This window comes from Oenococcus alcoholitolerans (assembly GCF_051852995.1).
GTDB classification, from domain to species: domain Bacteria; phylum Bacillota; class Bacilli; order Lactobacillales; family Lactobacillaceae; genus Oenococcus; species Oenococcus alcoholitolerans.
Genome location: NZ_CP176042.1, coordinates 1,163,838 through 1,179,640, shown reverse-complemented (window position 1 = coordinate 1,179,640; position 15,803 = coordinate 1,163,838). Strand labels below are relative to the sequence as shown.

The 15,803-nt window shown below is 40.2% G+C and carries 17 protein-coding genes and 1 other RNA gene; 17 read left to right on the top strand and 1 reads right to left on the bottom strand.

The annotated features are described in order from the left end of the window. The first annotated feature begins 39 nt into the window (after positions 1-39). From ACKP2L_RS06565 to groL, 17 genes are all read left to right on the top strand, one after another. Entirely contained in the window at positions 40-2,433 is a 2,394-nt protein-coding gene (locus ACKP2L_RS06565) for a Xaa-Pro dipeptidyl-peptidase (protein WP_439425060.1), read from the top strand. A gap of 24 nt (positions 2,434-2,457) precedes the next feature. After that, positions 2,458-2,554: signal recognition particle sRNA small type (gene ffs / locus ACKP2L_RS06560), an RNA gene on the top strand. A gap of 18 nt (positions 2,555-2,572) precedes the next feature. Next, positions 2,573-4,402 carry a DNA polymerase III subunit gamma/tau gene (gene dnaX / locus ACKP2L_RS06555; protein WP_439425059.1) on the top strand — a complete coding sequence of 610 codons (1,830 nt, stop codon included), beginning with the start codon at positions 2,573-2,575 and terminating at the stop codon, positions 4,400-4,402. Then, a complete protein-coding gene (recR, locus tag ACKP2L_RS06550) occupies positions 4,402-5,007 on the top strand; it encodes a recombination mediator RecR (protein WP_439425058.1) in 606 nt (201 codons plus the stop codon). The genes dnaX and recR overlap by 1 nt, the downstream gene beginning before the upstream one ends. Beyond that, positions 5,004-5,231, top strand: a complete 228-nt coding sequence (locus ACKP2L_RS06545) for a hypothetical protein (RefSeq protein WP_439425057.1) — start codon at positions 5,004-5,006, stop codon at positions 5,229-5,231. The genes recR and ACKP2L_RS06545 overlap by 4 nt, the downstream gene beginning before the upstream one ends. Next, positions 5,228-5,869 (top strand): dTMP kinase, encoded by a 642-nt coding sequence (gene tmk, locus ACKP2L_RS06540; protein ID WP_439425056.1) that lies wholly within the window; start codon positions 5,228-5,230, stop codon positions 5,867-5,869. Before ACKP2L_RS06545 ends, tmk begins: the two co-directional genes overlap by 4 nt. Further along, a complete protein-coding gene (locus tag ACKP2L_RS06535) occupies positions 5,866-6,192 on the top strand; it encodes a cyclic-di-AMP receptor (protein ID WP_439425055.1) in 327 nt (108 codons plus the stop codon). The genes tmk and ACKP2L_RS06535 overlap by 4 nt, the downstream gene beginning before the upstream one ends. After that, positions 6,192-7,100: a hypothetical protein gene (locus tag ACKP2L_RS06530; RefSeq protein ID WP_439425054.1), complete on the top strand. Its 909-nt coding sequence runs from the start codon at positions 6,192-6,194 to the stop codon at positions 7,098-7,100. Before ACKP2L_RS06535 ends, ACKP2L_RS06530 begins: the two co-directional genes overlap by 1 nt. Beyond that, complete coding sequence (gene rsmI, locus ACKP2L_RS06525) at positions 7,075-7,932, top strand: 16S rRNA (cytidine(1402)-2'-O)-methyltransferase (protein ID WP_439426219.1); 858 nt, start codon at positions 7,075-7,077, stop codon at positions 7,930-7,932. Before ACKP2L_RS06530 ends, rsmI begins: the two co-directional genes overlap by 26 nt. Then, positions 7,932-8,669, top strand: a complete 738-nt coding sequence (locus ACKP2L_RS06520; protein ID WP_439425053.1) for an acyl-[acyl-carrier-protein] thioesterase — start codon at positions 7,932-7,934, stop codon at positions 8,667-8,669. Before rsmI ends, ACKP2L_RS06520 begins: the two co-directional genes overlap by 1 nt. Before the next feature lie 40 nt (positions 8,670-8,709). Next, positions 8,710-9,702 (top strand): UDP-glucose 4-epimerase GalE, encoded by a 993-nt coding sequence (galE, locus tag ACKP2L_RS06515; protein WP_439425052.1) that lies wholly within the window; start codon positions 8,710-8,712, stop codon positions 9,700-9,702. A 3-nt stretch (positions 9,703-9,705) separates the two neighbouring features. Then, complete coding sequence (gene tsaB / locus ACKP2L_RS06510; RefSeq protein ID WP_439425051.1) at positions 9,706-10,437, top strand: tRNA (adenosine(37)-N6)-threonylcarbamoyltransferase complex dimerization subunit type 1 TsaB; 732 nt, start codon at positions 9,706-9,708, stop codon at positions 10,435-10,437. Continuing rightward, positions 10,421-10,936 (top strand): ribosomal protein S18-alanine N-acetyltransferase, encoded by a 516-nt coding sequence (gene rimI / locus ACKP2L_RS06505; protein ID WP_439425050.1) that lies wholly within the window; start codon positions 10,421-10,423, stop codon positions 10,934-10,936. The genes tsaB and rimI overlap by 17 nt, the downstream gene beginning before the upstream one ends. Continuing rightward, positions 10,936-11,967: a tRNA (adenosine(37)-N6)-threonylcarbamoyltransferase complex transferase subunit TsaD gene (gene tsaD / locus ACKP2L_RS06500; protein ID WP_439426218.1), complete on the top strand. Its 1,032-nt coding sequence runs from the start codon at positions 10,936-10,938 to the stop codon at positions 11,965-11,967. The genes rimI and tsaD overlap by 1 nt, the downstream gene beginning before the upstream one ends. Before the next feature lie 77 nt (positions 11,968-12,044). After that, on the top strand, positions 12,045-12,710 hold the full coding sequence (locus ACKP2L_RS06495; RefSeq protein WP_439425049.1) for a redox-sensing transcriptional repressor Rex: 666 nt from the start codon (positions 12,045-12,047) through the stop codon (positions 12,708-12,710). Between the two features lie 98 nt (positions 12,711-12,808). Continuing rightward, positions 12,809-13,084, top strand: coding sequence for a GroES family chaperonin (locus ACKP2L_RS06490; RefSeq protein WP_439425048.1), 276 nt, complete (start codon positions 12,809-12,811; stop codon positions 13,082-13,084). Positions 13,085-13,087: 3 nt separating this feature from the next. After that, a complete protein-coding gene (groL, locus tag ACKP2L_RS06485; protein WP_439425047.1) occupies positions 13,088-14,722 on the top strand; it encodes a chaperonin GroEL in 1,635 nt (544 codons plus the stop codon). A gap of 373 nt (positions 14,723-15,095) precedes the next feature. On the opposite strand, the gene rpsD is transcribed toward groL, so the two are convergent. Further along, the gene (rpsD, locus tag ACKP2L_RS06480) at positions 15,096-15,710 is read right to left on the bottom strand and encodes a 30S ribosomal protein S4 (protein WP_439425046.1); all 615 of its coding nucleotides are present in this window, start codon (positions 15,708-15,710) and stop codon (positions 15,096-15,098) included. Positions 15,711-15,803 lie beyond the last annotated feature (93 nt).

Genomic DNA, 15,803 nt, shown 5'->3' with positions numbered 1-15,803 from the left:
GTTTTATACTGAAAACAATTAACTTTTAAGGGGCGACTTTTGAAAAAAGATTTTAAATATAATTCTTTTACTAGCTATGATCAGTTCGATGCTGTTTTCGAGCTTTCCAAAATTCATTTTTTTCAAGACGGTTTGGAGCATTTAAATTTTAATGAGCAGGTAAAAAAGGCTTTTCAACAATATTTTCCGCAGATCAGTTCTGACCAGCCTCTTTTAGAAGCACAAGAGGAAATACTCGTCAGTGAAGATCTGACCCTTGCGAAATTTTTAAACGGGACCTTTGATCATTTTCCTGCTGAATATTTTTATTGTGCGCTGTCGCAGATATTAGGTTTTAAACTTTATATTGATTTCGACATCGGCCATGCTGGTGATTTTTTAAAGAAGATCGGGCAGAAAATACTTGCCGATCAACAAGTTGATAATGGCAATTTTAAAGAATTCGTCTTTGATTCTCTGAATTTTCGTTCAGCGAACGGCTTGAGTTTGATCGATAATTTAGTCAATGATGGTTTTTTAAAAAGGAGATCTAAATATTTTAATTTCAAATCACCGATTTTTTTCGCTGGCCGTTCGCTGGCTTTTTTGAACAGTTCTGACCTGATTTTTGAAAATTACTACGTTGATACACGTTTGGACACCGACCATGACGGCAAGAACGACCTTGTTTTAGTGACGGTATCGCGTCCTAAATATTCTTCAAGCAGTCGCGAAGTGCCGGTTATTTTAACGGCAAGCCCTTACTATTTCGGTACTAACGACATGGAAGATTCGGTGTATGATCCTTCTGGCGATTTAGTTCAAAAAAAAGATTTTGATTTTAAAAAGCCGGACTTTGATAAGCAAGCTCTATTAAGACCGCCTTTAAAGGCTGAAAAAAAATCAAAAAAAGCTCTTTTTTCTCAAGGAAGCCAAACAGTTGCTTTAAATTTTCCTCTTAATGATTATTTTGCCAGTCGCGGTTTTGCAATTGCTTATTATGCTGGTCTGGGTACACGCGGTTCTGATGGTCTGCGCTCGACAGGCGGTTTTGATGAAACCTTGTCAGCGTGTGCAGTGATTGAGTTTTTAAGCGGCAAGAAACCGGCTTTCACCGAACATCAAGCACAGGGATCGATCTTCGCTGCTTGGTCTAACGGGTCGGTCGCTATGACCGGCCGCAGTTATTTAGGAACTTTGGCTACTGCATGTGCGACCGAAAATCCGCAAGGTCTAAAGACTATTATTTCTGAATCGGCGATATCTTCTTGGTACGATTATTATCGCGAAAACGGTTTAGTAGCGGCTCCCGGCGGATTTCAAGGAGAAGATACCGATGTTTTGGCGGTTGATACTTTTTCTCGCTGGTTTGATGGCAAACAGTACCGCGATATTCATGAAGCTTTTGAAAAAAGTTTAAAAGAATTAGGCAAAAAACAAGATCGTAAAACGGGTAATTATAATCGCTTTTGGGACGAAAGAAATTATTTGAATTCAGCAGATAAAGTAAAGATCGACTGTCTTTATGTTCATGGCCTTAATGATTGGAACGTTAAGCCGGTAAATGTTTACAATATTTATCGAATTTTAGCAAAAAGAGACACAGCTTTGACTAAGGTCATTCTTCATCAAGGACAGCATATCAGTCCGCATGATATCAGATCGTTGGATTATTTGGACATTTGCAATTTTTGGTTAAGTGCCGAACTTTATTCGCTTGATAATGATTTGGATTCTTTGCCTAATATCATGGTTGAGGATAATTTAGATCCTGAAATATGGCACGGGCAAAAGACTTGGGGGCAAGTCAAAGATAGCAAACAAATAGTTTTGTCGGATATTTTTCCAGGCAGTGATCGTTTCGCTGATTATCAAGACGATCTGGCCAGTATTTATCATAATAATTACCATGATTTTGGTACCTATGAAAAAAATTTCCTTTCTTTCAAGAATATTTTCCAAAAGTCGGTTTTAAGATTCAAAATACCATCGTTTGATACGAAAACAATCGATGGATCTCCTCATTTAAGTTTATCGATCAAAACTGATCGCCCGGTGGGGATGCTTTCGGCACTTTTAGTAGAGCTTGATGCAAAAAAACATTCCAGCACCGTAACTAAACCGCTGTTAAATTTGAATTTTAAGTTCGCTCCGGATAGATCTCAGATGAATCTTCGTGATTTTTATTCGGAAAAAAAGGCATCTCATTTGATCAGCGATGCTCATTTGAATCTTCAAAACATTGCCGGCCCGGGCAAAGTAAATCAAATCAAGCCTGGCATTTATTATCAAGTAGAATTAGATTTTCAGCCGACCTTTTATCGACTAAAAGCTGATTCGCAAATATTTTTAATGATCTTCGGCTGTGATATACCTTATACTATCCACCCTAAAAAAATTCAAAACTACACTGTAGATTTGGATAAAAGCAGTTTATTTTTGCCACTTCTTTGACACAGCTTTGCTTGATACTATACAATATAAATGCGGGCAGATGCCGCTAGTGAATCAGGTCAGGACAGGAATGTAGCAGCCTTAAGCTAGTCAGGTGTGGTGCTCGTTTTATTTTGCTTAAATGATAAAATTTTAGTTAATGTATAAAGCTTTATATCGACAATATCGTCCGCGGACTTTTTCAGATCTAGTCGGACAAACAGTGATCGTACAGACTCTTCAAAATGCTTTGAAAGAGGATAAAGTTGGTCATGCTTATCTTTTTGCCGGTCCAAGGGGGACCGGCAAAACTTCAGTCGCGAAAATTTTTGCCCGCGAGATCGAAGGAATGTCTCCTGACCAAGATGAGGAAAAGGCAGCTGATATCGTTGAAATCGATGCTGCATCGAATAATGGCGTCGACGAGATTCGGAATTTGCGCGATTCGGCCAATTATGCTCCGATCGAATATCCCTTTAAGATCTATATCATAGATGAAGTTCACATGTTATCTAATGGGGCTTTTAATGCTCTTTTAAAGACGATCGAAGAACCGCCTGCACAGATAAAATTTATTTTAGCAACGACTGAACCGCAAAAGATTCCGGCGACGATACTGAGCCGAGTACAGCGATTTGATTTTCGGCGGATCGATCCAAAAGAAATCGCTGCACGTTTGGAATTTGTTTTAAAGGATCAGAAAATAAATTTTGATCCTCAAGCACTAAAAGTTATTGCTAACGCTTCTGCGGGCGGACTTAGGGATGCTCTTTCGATTTTAGACCAGGCAGTTGCCGTTTCGAAAGATGGTTCGATCACCCTTGATGATGCTTATGAAATAACCGGTTCCAGCCGGATCGATCAGCAGATAGATTTCGTGGCGAGTTTGTTAAAAACAGATATGCGGCAGGCTTTTTCTATTATTTCCGATATTTTGTCTTCCGGTAAAGACCCTTTGAAGTTTGCCCAGGATCTTTTAGTATTGTTCAAGAACTTGATTTTGATCAAAAGCAGTCCGGAACTGGTCAATAGCCAATCGATCGATCGAATCAAAAAACTTTCTGAAGATCACTCTAACCGGGTTTTTGAAAAATTGATCGATCTGACAGCCGACAGTTTAGCGAAAATGAAACAAAGTGTCAGACCGGATCTTTATTTAGAAATTTTAGCTGTTAAAGGTTCTGAGCTTGTCACTGAACCGGATCTAAAGACATCATCTGTTAATATTTTGGGCGAGACTTCAAACGAGGATCGCCAGCAACCGCTGCCGGAGCAAAAAAATAACAGCGTTGCGCATACACTATCTTCAGATGATGATGCTCAAATACCTCAAACTAAAAAAATAAAGCTGTCAGATCGGGCTGCTCAGAAAAAAGAGCCGGTCGGATCATTGCCGGCGGACGACCAGGACGATTTGCAAGAAAAGACAGCTGATCAGACCGATGTCAAAGTTTACACCGATCTAAACCAGGCTTGGTCTTTGATGCAGGAGGCCGTCAAAAGCGAGCTGCAATCAGTGAAAGAGGCTTGGCCTGACATTGCTGCTGATTTTCAAGATTCTTTATCGGCTTTAGCTGAATCTGCAGAACCGGTCGCGGCCAGCAGAGAAGGTTTGATCATTGCCTTTTCTCACGCTGAGCTTGCGACTGCTGCAGCGAAAACACCTGATTTTATTTCTAAACTGTCAGAGAATCTATATGACCTTCTCGGCGTGAGATATTTTTTGGTCTTGATCGGCGAAAACCATTGGTTTGAGTTGAAAAAGGCTTTCATTCAAAAGATACGTCAAGGGAAAGATTTCAAGGAACCAGATTTTTTAGCAAATAAGGGATCTAACTCAGAACCTGTGATCATCAAGAAGTCAGCTCCCGCCCCTGTCAAAGAAAAAACAGATCGACCGTTAAAGAGGGAAAAAGATGAAAACGATGTCGTTAAAAAGGCCAAAGATTTATTTGGCGATATCGTTAAAATAAAAGGTGAGGATTATTGATGCAATACCCAGAAACGATTACAAAATTAATTGAATCCTTCAGCAAATTACCGGGAATAGGAAGAAAGTCGGCAACGCGATTGGCTTTTTATACGCTCGGTATGGAAGATCAGGATGTTAATGATTTTGCAGATAATCTAAAGGCAAGCAAAAGCGACCTGACTTTTTGCAGGATCTGCGGCTTCATTACCGATAAAGATGAAAATCCTTGCGGTATCTGTACTGATCCTTCTAGAGACCAAAGCAAGATTTTTGTCGTTCGCGATAGTCAAGACTTGATGGCGATCGAAAATACTCATGATTATAACGGTCTTTACCATGTTTTGAATGGTGTTTTGTCTCCTAGCGAGGGTCGTGGTCCTGAGGATATAAACATCAGAAGCTTGATCACCAGGCTGTCATCTCACAATGAGATCAAAGAGGTGATCATTGGTTTGGATGCCTCGACTCAAGGAGAAGCAACAACACTCTATCTTGGAAAATTAATAAAACCGTCAGGCATTAAAGTCACTCGGTTGGCACGCGGCCTTTCAGTTGGTACTGACGTTAATTATGTTGATCAATTGACTTTAACTCAAGCAGTCAACGGAAGGACCGAAGTATGATTTGGGGACGAAAGATTTCTTATAGCGATTATTTTCATGAAGAATTGGTCAAGGCAGTCGGCCGTTTGCAGGACGATTATAATGCTGCCGTACAGACAGAAAGAAATTTGCAAACAACAAGGGTCGACCAGCGCTTGATACATAGCCGAACTATGCTGGCAAAAAATAAACAAGCATATTTAATGCGGCAGATCCGTTTGCGTGATGTAGGAGTTAGAAGATGAAGGGCGGCTTTTTTATTACCTTTGAAGGGCCTGACGGTTCTGGAAAAACGACCTTGATAAACAATCTTCGACCATTTATTACAGACGAATTAAAAAAGGATTTGATAATAACTAGAGAACCGGGCGGTGTCAAGATTTCCGAAGCGATCAGAGAAATCCTTTTAGATAAAAGATTTTCTGAGATGGGCAGCCGAACCGAGGCTTTGCTTTTTGCCGCTGCGAGGGCACAACATTTAGACGAAGTTATAAAACCTGCTCTTGATGCTGGAAAGATCGTATTCTGCGATCGCTTTGTGGATTCATCGGTCGTTTATCAAGGAATCGGCCGTAAATTAGGGGTACAGGAAATTATCGATATAAATCGTTTCGCAACTACCGGCGTAAATCCGGATATGACTATTTTGCTTGATTTACCGGCTGATTTAGGTCTTGCTCGGATCAAAAAACATCGAAGTGAAAAAAGCGATCGGATCGATCAAGATCAATTATCTTTTCATGAACAAGTCCGCCGGGCTTATCTCGATCTTGCAGCAAAAAATTCAAACCGCATAAAAATCATCGATGGAAGACAAAGTCCTGAAAAAATCACAAAGAATGCCTTACAATTAATTCAAGAAGCTTTGAAGGGGAGAATATGAAACTAATTACCGCAATCGTGCAAGACAAGGATGCTTCTGCTGTTGCCAATGCACTTGTAGAAAACAATATCAGAGCTACACGGTTAGCCTCAGCTGGCGGATTTCTTCGTTCGGGAAATTCAACTTTTCTCATCGCAGTTAATGACGATAAAGTAGACCAAACGATCGACGTTATAAAAGAACATTCGAAAACTCGTAAACAGTTTGTAACGCCGCCGATCGGTTTGGATATGAGTTTGGATACTGTCGGCGAACCAATCGAGGTTGAAATCGGCGGAGCAACAGTTATCGTTCAAGAAATTGAGGATTTTCAACATTTTTGATGTCTGAATTGATTTCTGAAAGAGGTTATTTACCTAAAACATTTAAAAGATTAGTCAGGACAGGCAAGCTGAATCATGCTTACCTTTTTTTGGGTAATGATCTAAAATCGATCACAGATTTGTTAACTGAAATTTGTCGCGAAATTTTAGCAGAGAAAAATTTTCAAACTGTTTTCAATGATCCGAATATCGTTTTGGTCCAGCCTGATCAAAATAAGAAATCGATCTCCATTGAACAAACCAGGCAGTTAAAGGACCTTTTTTTTCAAAGATCCGATAAACCTCGGATCGCTTTGATTTTTAAAGCGGATCAAATGACAGAACCCGCCGCCAATTCGATCCTCAAATTTATTGAAGAACCATTTGAAAATCAATACATATTTTTGACGGCCAAGAGCGTAAACCAAATCCTTCCGACGATCCTTTCTCGAGTCCAGCAGGTCAAAGTAGCTAGCAGAAGCGGTGATCGTATCAAAGAAACTCTTTCTTTAAAAGGGTGCGATAGCCGTTCTGCCGACTTTTTGGCGGAATTATCTCAGGCTCAATGGCCATCAGAAGACCTGATCGAACCAACTTTTGCAAAAGAACTCTATCAGCTCAGCCACAAGTGGATCGATTTGATTTTCGACAAAAATCCGCTCGCCTTTCCTTTTGTTCAAACCGAACTTACAGACATTATTACTGATAAAAATAAACTTTCGATTTTTTTTGCGGCTATTGAAAATATTTTATCGAAAAAATTAGCCGGTCGGCCTGACCTTAAGCATGCTCGCGTTTTAGAAAAATGGCTGCTTTATCGTAATCAGGCTAAATATAATTTGAGTCATCAGCTGCTTTTGGAAGATTTTTCTTTAAGTGCTTTAAATATTTTGGAGAGGGATGATGGAACAAAAGAGTTTTCAAGATAGTCCAAAAGGCAAACTTTATTTAGTACCGACCCCGATCGGCAATCTTCAAGACATGACTTTCAGAGCCGTTGAAGTTTTGGAGGAAGTTGACCTGATCGCAGCAGAAGATACTCGCCACAGCAAGCTTCTGCTCGACCATTACCATATAAACAAGCCGCTGATCAGTCTCCATCAGCATAACTATGCTAAAAGAGTCCCTGAACTGATCGAAAAATTAAATAGCGGCACCAATATCGCACAGATTTCCGATGCAGGGATGCCGTCGATTTCAGATCCCGGTCATGAACTTGTGATTGCAGCAGTTGATCAGCAGATAGATGTTATCAGCCTTCCCGGACCATCGGCCGGTATAACCGCTTTGGTTGCGAGCGGATTGCCAAGCGATAAATTTACTTTTTTTGGTTTTTTAGCCAAAAAGGACAAAGAGCAGCAAAAGCAATTGAATGATTTTAGAAAAATTCCAACGACTTTGATTTTTTATGAATCGCCATTACGAATCTTGCATACTTTGAAAAATATGCAAAAGGTTTTTGGCGAAAATAACAAGATCGTCATTGCCCGCGAGATCAGCAAAAAATTCGAGTCTTATTATCGTTCTTCGATCAAAGAAGCGATCGATTTTGTTTCTGAAAATCAGCCAAGAGGGGAATACGTTATTTTGGTCGATAATCCACCTCGAAAGGTCGATTATACAAATAAAGATATTTTTCAGATGGTCGATGAGCTTGTAAGAAATGGCCAGCGGCCGATCGACGCGATAAAAAAAGTTGCTAAAAATACGCAATATCATCGATCTGAGGTTTATGATATCTATCATTCAGAGGAGAAATAATGGCAAAAACTTATCATGAAGATTTTACGATAAAAGGTTTTCTGATCGACCGAAAAGATAAATTATCATTGCCGATGATCCCTAAATTAGCCATCGAAACAAGTCTCGATCAGACTTCAAGTTTAGGCGTCGGCATGAAGGAATTACAAAAAAAGGGTCTTTCATGGGTACTATTGCAAACGGATATTTCGATCGATCGGCGTCCTAACCGGTCAGAGTTAGTCCATTTATCGACCGATCCCAAAGAATTCGACCGTTTTTTTGCTTCCAGAGATTTCGATTTTTACGATGACCAAGGCAATCATTTGATTCACATAGATTCTATTTGGACTATGATCGATTTTAAAAAAAGGCGGCTGGTAAGCTTAGATAAAGATTTTCTTGAACCGCTTGAAGGAAAAGAAGTCAAAAGAGTTTCGAGATTAGCGATACCTAAAATTTTAAATATCGATCAAGACGGTGTTGATAGTATAGATTTTTTTGCTAATTATTTTGATATCGATACCAACCAGCATGTTAATAATGCTAATTATTTAAAGTATTTTCTCTTATCTGTCAAAGATGACTTTTTGTTGACTCATGAACCGAAAAATATTTCCATCAGATATATTCGGGAAGTCATGCCCGATCAGTCAATAAAGTCGTCGAGCTATTTTATCGATGAATTTCACAGCCAACATTCTATTTCCAGCGGAAGCGTTCTCAATGCCAGTGCAGAAATTGAGTGGAGATCTTGAATAGTGATAACATTATTTTTGGAAAAGGAGTTAGGAAAGTATGAATGTATTAGTTACAGGCGGAGCTGGTTATATCGGTTCACATACTGTTGACCGGCTATTGGCTCATGGAGATAAAGTTACTGTTATCGATAACCTTTGGACTGGTCATCGTAAAGCAGTACCGGAAGAAGTTAAATTTTACGAAAATGATGTGCGCGATAAAGCTGCTTTGAAGAAAATTTTTGATGAAAATAATTTCGATGCAGTCGTACATTTTGCTGCGCTGACTCAAGTCGGCGAATCAATGGAAAAGCCGCTTTTTTACTTTGACAACAATACATACGGTGTTATTGCTTTGCTTGAAGCTATGCGCGAACATAATGTCAAAAAAATCGTCTTTTCTTCTTCGGCAGCGACATACGGAGTTCCAGAACACAACCCGATCACTGAAGAGGATCCGCAAAAACCGATCAACCCTTATGGTTTGACAAAGCTGCAGATGGAACAGATCATGGATTGGTCTGATAAAGCTTATGGTATCAAAGGAGTTGCTCTGCGGTATTTCAACGTTGCCGGGGCCAAAGAGGATGGTTCTATCGGTGAAGATCATCGGCCTGAAAGTCATATGATTCCTAACATCTTAAAGGCAGCTCAAGGTAAAAAAGATAAAATAACGATTTTTGGTGATGATTATAATACGCCTGACGGAACTAATGTCCGCGACTATGTTCATGTGGTTGATTTAGCTGATGCACATGTTTTGGCACTGGAATATTTGCAAAAGAATAACCGTTCAAATAGATTTAACTTAGGTACCGACACAGGTATGTCTAATAAACAGCTTATCGACGCTGCGAAAAAAGTTACAGGTATTGATTTTAAAGTTGAATATGGTCCACGCCGGGCCGGTGATCCGGATGCCTTGGTTGCAAGCCCTAAAAAGGCCGAAGAAGTCCTTGGCTGGAAACCAAAACTCAGTAATGTTGAAGATGAGATCAGAACTGCTTGGAATTGGATGACCAAGCACCCTGATGGTTATGGTGAAGATTAAAAAATGAAGATCCTTGCAATCGATACAAGTGGAAAAGCTTTAAATGCCGGTGTTCTTGATTCGAAAACCGGTGTTTTTTTTCAACACCAGCACCTTAAAAACGAAGCCAGGGCCCATTCAAGCCTTCTGTTGCCAGCGGTCATATCCTTGCTTAAGCAAATAAGCTGGTCTTTTGAAGATTTGGATCGTGTCGTTTTGACTCAAGGTCCGGGATCATTTACCGGATTGAGGATCGGTGCAACGGCGGCTAAGATCATCACTGACCAAACTAATAGTGAATTGATACCGGTGTCGACTTTATCAGCTATTTCTAAATCTCACGATCATAAGATCGATAAGCGTTTTTTGAGGTCGCCCTTGATCAACGCACGGAACCATAATGTTTTTTCATCTTTGTTTGACCAAAACGGCAGCGTCTTGATCAAAGAAGCTCATTTTCCATTTAGCGATTTTATTTCTTTGATAAAAAAACCGACCTGTTTTATTTTCGAGGCAGGTACAGGAGATGAATTCAAAGAAGAAATAAGGGCACATGGACATAGTTTCATGGAATTTTCTACTGCTGAATTGATCGATAGCCGAGTATTGGCGGAGATGGCCTTAGTCAATAAGCCGGTTTCATCTGTTTTATTCCACCCCAACTATCTGCGTAAAACAGCTGCTGAAATGAATTGGCTAAAAAAGCACCCCGATCAAATAGGTAAATCATCTAATGATTATGTTTCGGAAGTCTAAAAAAATAAGTTATTTTCCAGATAGAAAGTTAAAGATCGGCGACAGTACTTTTTTATTAAGGAAGGCTAAATTATCGGATACCTCGACCTTGGTAAAGATTGAAGAAGCTGTTTATGTCGGTCAGCAGCCGTGGAGCCAGTTTGCTTTTATTTCTGAGATTGAAAATACCCGTGATAACCTTTACTTGATATTGATGACCGATAACAGAGCGATAGCCTTTATTGGTTTATCGCATCGTCATTGGAAAAGGGATTTTCATATAACGAATATAGCGGTTTTGCCTATTTGGCAAAATCATGGTATCGGTGACCGGTTATTAAAAATCGCTTTTGAAGTGGGCCGAAAAATCGGTTTGACAAAAATAACTTTGGAAGTTCGCCGGTCCAATTACCCTGCACAGCATCTTTATAAAAAGAACGGTTTTAAAAATACTGCTCTTTTAAAGGGCTACTATGACATCGACCAAGAGGATGCTTATGAAATGGAGCGTTTTTTGTGATAAATGATAATTCTAAAAAAGATATATATATATTAGCCTTTGAGTCATCAGCTGATGAGACCAGTGCGGCTGTCGTCAAAAACGGCAATAAGATTTTGAGCAACGTTGTTGCGACACAAATAGCCAGTCATCAGCGTTTTGGCGGTATCGTTCCTGAAGTTGCCAGCCGCCACCATCTGGAATGGATCAATCGAGTCGCTGACCAAGCTCTGAAACAAGCTGGCATAACTGATCCTAAGGCACAGCTTGATGCTGTTGCCGCTACATACGGTCCCGGTCTGGTCGGATCCCTTTTGGTCGGCTTGATGGCGGGAAAAACTTTTGCCGCTGTCTATGATCTGCCCTTTATCGGTGTCAACCATTTGGCCGGCCATATCAGTGCTGCCAATTTTGTTAAAGCAACTGTTTATCCCGCTTTGGCTGTAATGGTGTCTGGCGGGCATACGGAACTGGTTTGGATGAAAAAGAAAAATTCTTTTGAAATAATCGGTACGACTTTAGACGATGCCGCCGGCGAAGCCTTTGACAAAGTCGGCCGGATCATGGGACTGCAGTATCCAGCGGGGAAAGATATTCAGGATATGGCTGCTAAAGGCAAAGAAAATATTGATCTTCCGATCGCACACACTGATAATGACTTTGATTTTTCTTTTTCCGGATTAAAGTCTGCTGTACTTAATTACGTTCATCATCATCAGCAGGTCGATCAAGAATATGATCGCAATGATCTGGCAGCAAGCTTTCAAAAAGCCGTTGTCAAAGCTATCTATGATAAAACTAAACTAGCGATCGAAGAATTTTCGCCAAAACAGCTTTTGCTTGGCGGTGGTGTTGCTGCTAATATAGCTTTGCGGCGATCGATGGAAAAACTCGCAAAAGAATACGGCCTTGATCTAACAGAAGCACCGATCGAACTTTCGGGCGATAATGCGGCAATGATAGGTGCTGCTGCCTATTTGAATTTTCAAGATGGTATTTTTTCCGACCTGTCTTTGAATGCTGAACCTAGTTTAAACTTTCCAGTCATGTGATTATTTCACAATTTTTGTGATTTTTTTATCTAATTCGTTTACAATAGAATCAGTAATTCAGAAAGGACTTTTTATAAATGAGTAATGATACACAAATTCCTCGCGCAACAGCTCAGCGTTTACCGATATATTTTTATTATCTATCTTCATTAGATGCGGCTGGTATCAAAAGAACTAATTCAACAGAGATCTCTGAGGCGATCAAGTTCGACGCTGCAACGGTACGCCGTGATTTTTCCTACTTCGGAGCTTTAGGGAAGCGCGGCTTTGGTTATGATGTTCCAGCGTTGCTTCACTTTTTCAGTAAAGTTCTTTCTCAGGACAAATTGAACAAGGTGGCAGTGGTTGGTGTCGGTAATCTTGGTCAAGCTTTGATGAAATATAACTTTAGTCATACTAACAATATCCAGATCGTTATGGGTTTTGACCAAGATCTGGAAAAGACCAAACTGAAGATTTCCGATGGTGGAGATGGTTTCATACCTGTTTATGGTGTTGACGAACTTTCCAAACGTCTTAAAGAAGAGAACATAACTATCTCTATTTTGACGGTGCCGGAAAAATCAGCTCAAAAGGTAACTGATGAATTAGTTAAAGCTGGTATAAAGGGCATTTTGAATTTTTCACCGATAAGGATCACGGTTCCCAATACCGTTCGTGTTCAGAATGTCGATCTAACGACAGGCATGCAGACTTTAATTTATTTTGTTGATAACTACAAGCATATTAAGAGCGCTAAATAGTTATTTTAAAATTAGTCAGACTTTGTCAAAATGTTTGACCTTTTTTGACCAATTGCGCTATAATTTTATCCGGAACAAATTTAAGGAGGTTTACATACATGATCAAACCATTAGGTGATCGAATTGTTCTTAGTGTCGACCAGCCAGAAGAAGAAAAGGTTGGTGGGATTTTAATTGCGAATAACGCCAAAGAAAAACCTGTGACAGGTTCTGTTGTTGCTGTATCAGTAACTTCAGTCGGTGATAGTCAAGCCCCAAAAGCTGTTAAGGTCGGGGATAAAGTCATTTTTGATAAATATGCCGGTTCTAATGTAACGATAGACGGCGAAGACTACCTTATTGTTCACGAGAAAGATATTTTGGGGGTATTGTAATTCATGGCAAAAGAAGTTCGTTTTTCTGAAGATGCCCGCACACGTATGCAGGCTGGAATTGATAAATTAGCTAACGCTGTTAAAACAACGATCGGTCCTAAGGGACGCAATGTTGTTTTGGAACAAAATTATGGAACTCCGACGATTACAAATGATGGTGTTACGATCGCAAAGGCGATCGAATTAGACGATCATTATGAAAATATGGGAGCAAAGCTTGTTACTGAAGCTGCTTCTAAAACTAACGATGTAGCCGGTGATGGTACCACTACTGCGACCGTATTGACTCAAGCCATCGTTAATGAAGGACTTAAAAACGTTGCTGCCGGCGCTAATCCTGTTGGAATCCGCAGCGGGATTGAAAAAGCTACTGCAGCAGCTGTTGACGGTTTAAAGAAAGAATCTCATCAAGTAAAAGATTCATCGTCTATCGAACAGATCGCATCTATTTCTGCAGCAAATGCCGAAACTGGAAAATTGATCGCTCAAGCAATGGAAAAAGTTGGTCATGATGGAGTTATCACGATAGAGGAATCCAAGGGTATCGAGACTGAACTTGATGTCGTTGAAGGTATGCAGTTCGACCGCGGATACATGAGTCAGTATTTTGTTACTGATAATGACAAAATGGAAACAAATCTTGATAATCCGTATCTTTTGATCACTGACCAAAAGATTGGTAATATTCAAGATATATTGCCTGTTTTGCAAGCAGTCGTTGAGCAGGGTCGTTCGCTTTTGATCATTGCTGATGATATAACTGGTGAAGCTTTGCCGACTTTGGTCCTTAATAAACTTCGTGGAACATTCAACGTTGCAGCTGTCAAAGCTCCTGGTTTTGGCGACCGTCGTAAAGCTCAGCTTCAAGATATTGCTATTTTGACCGGCGGTACTTTGATTACTGAAGACTTAGGACTTCAGCTCAAAGATGTTTCCATTGACCAGCTTGGCCAAGCAAATCGTGTAAACGTCACTAAAGATAAGACGACTATCGTCGAAGGCAAAGGTGATAAAGCTGCCTTGGCTGACCGCATCAAAGGTATTCGTCAGGAAATCGACAATACTACTTCTGATTTTGATAAAGAAAAGCTTCAAGAGCGTTTGGCTAAATTAGCTGGCGGTGTCGCAGTCGTTAGAGTTGGTGCTGCTACTGAGACCGAATTGAAAGAAAAGAAGTATCGGATCGAAGATGCTTTGAACGCTACTCGTGCCGCTGTTGAAGAAGGTTTCGTCGCTGGTGGCGGAACTGCCTTGATCGATGTGATACCTGGCGTCAAAAAAGTTGCTGATTCTCTAAGCGGGGATGAAGCTACTGGAGCTCATATCGTTCTTCGTGCTTTGGAGGAACCGCTTCGCCAGATCGTTGAAAATGCTGGCCTTGAAGGATCCGTTATTGCACAGCGTGCAAAGAACGAAGACCCTGAAGTCGGTTATAATGCCGCTACCAATGAGTGGGTAAATATGATCGATGCCGGAATCGTTGATCCGACTAAGGTTACTCGTTCTGCATTACAGAATGCTGCTTCTGTCTCTGCAATGATCTTAACTACTGAGGCTGTTGTTTCTGAATTGCCAAAGAAGGATGAGCCTGCATCACCTGCCGCTGGTGCCGGAGCAGGCATGCCTGGATTAGGCTGATTTTTATAGATTATGTGTTTTAAAAGCTTCGCTAATTAATAGCGAAGCTTTTTTATTTATTAAATGCAGTGATTATTTATGGTATAAGCATGCGGCCAAAGTTGTGTTTGCAGGTGAATTTAAAGATTTAAATGGATTACGGGATCAAATTAAAAAAATATTTGGAAAGTTGAATTATTTAGTTATAAGTTCGGCTTATTTTTTAGAAATAATGAATAGTGATGTCAATATATAATTCATAAGTTGAAGCAAAAAACAGCGCTGATATCATCACAAGCAGTAATGATAGCGACGCTATTTACCAGGTACTTTCAAAAATAAATTTTTAATTTTGGGTAAAAGAAAACCCCGCTTAATAAAACGAGGTTTTTTATTAACCAAGACGGTTGTAATATTCAACGATCAAAGCTTCATTTATATCTGCATCAAGTTCTTCTCTCTCAGGGTAACGTACTAGTTTGCCTTCAAGATTATCAGCATTGAATTCAACGAATGGCGCATTGTGTAAAGTAGACTCAACGGCGTTGACGATAGGCACGATCTTTTTAGACCTATCGCGAACAGAAATCGTTTGTCCAGGCTTTACTTCAAAAGAAGGGATCGTAACACGTTTTCCATCAACTAAGATGTGGCCGTGATTTACTAACTGACGAGACTGTGCTCGAGTAGTTGCAAGACCCAATCGATAAACAACTGAATCCAATCTAGTTTCTAGAAGGATCAAGAAGTTCGTACCATGCAATCCATGGCGGATCTTACCGGCTTTAAGAAAAAGATTATGGAATTGGCGTTCAGTCAATCCGTAAGTGAAACGAAGCTTCTGCTTCTCTCTTAACTGAGTTGCATACTCAGAAAACTTTGGCCTGCGGCCCGTGTTTCCACGGTCTCCAGGAGCGTAGGGACGTTTAGCTAATTCCTTTCCGGTTCCGGAAAGAGAAATACCCAAACGACGGCTTAAACGCCATTTTGGTCCAGTATAACGTGACATGTATTTTCTCCATTCTTGTTGTAAAATGGGTCAAACCAAGATTCGTTCAGATCGGCTTCGGTTTCTACAGCTTGCCTACTCAAAGAATATGCT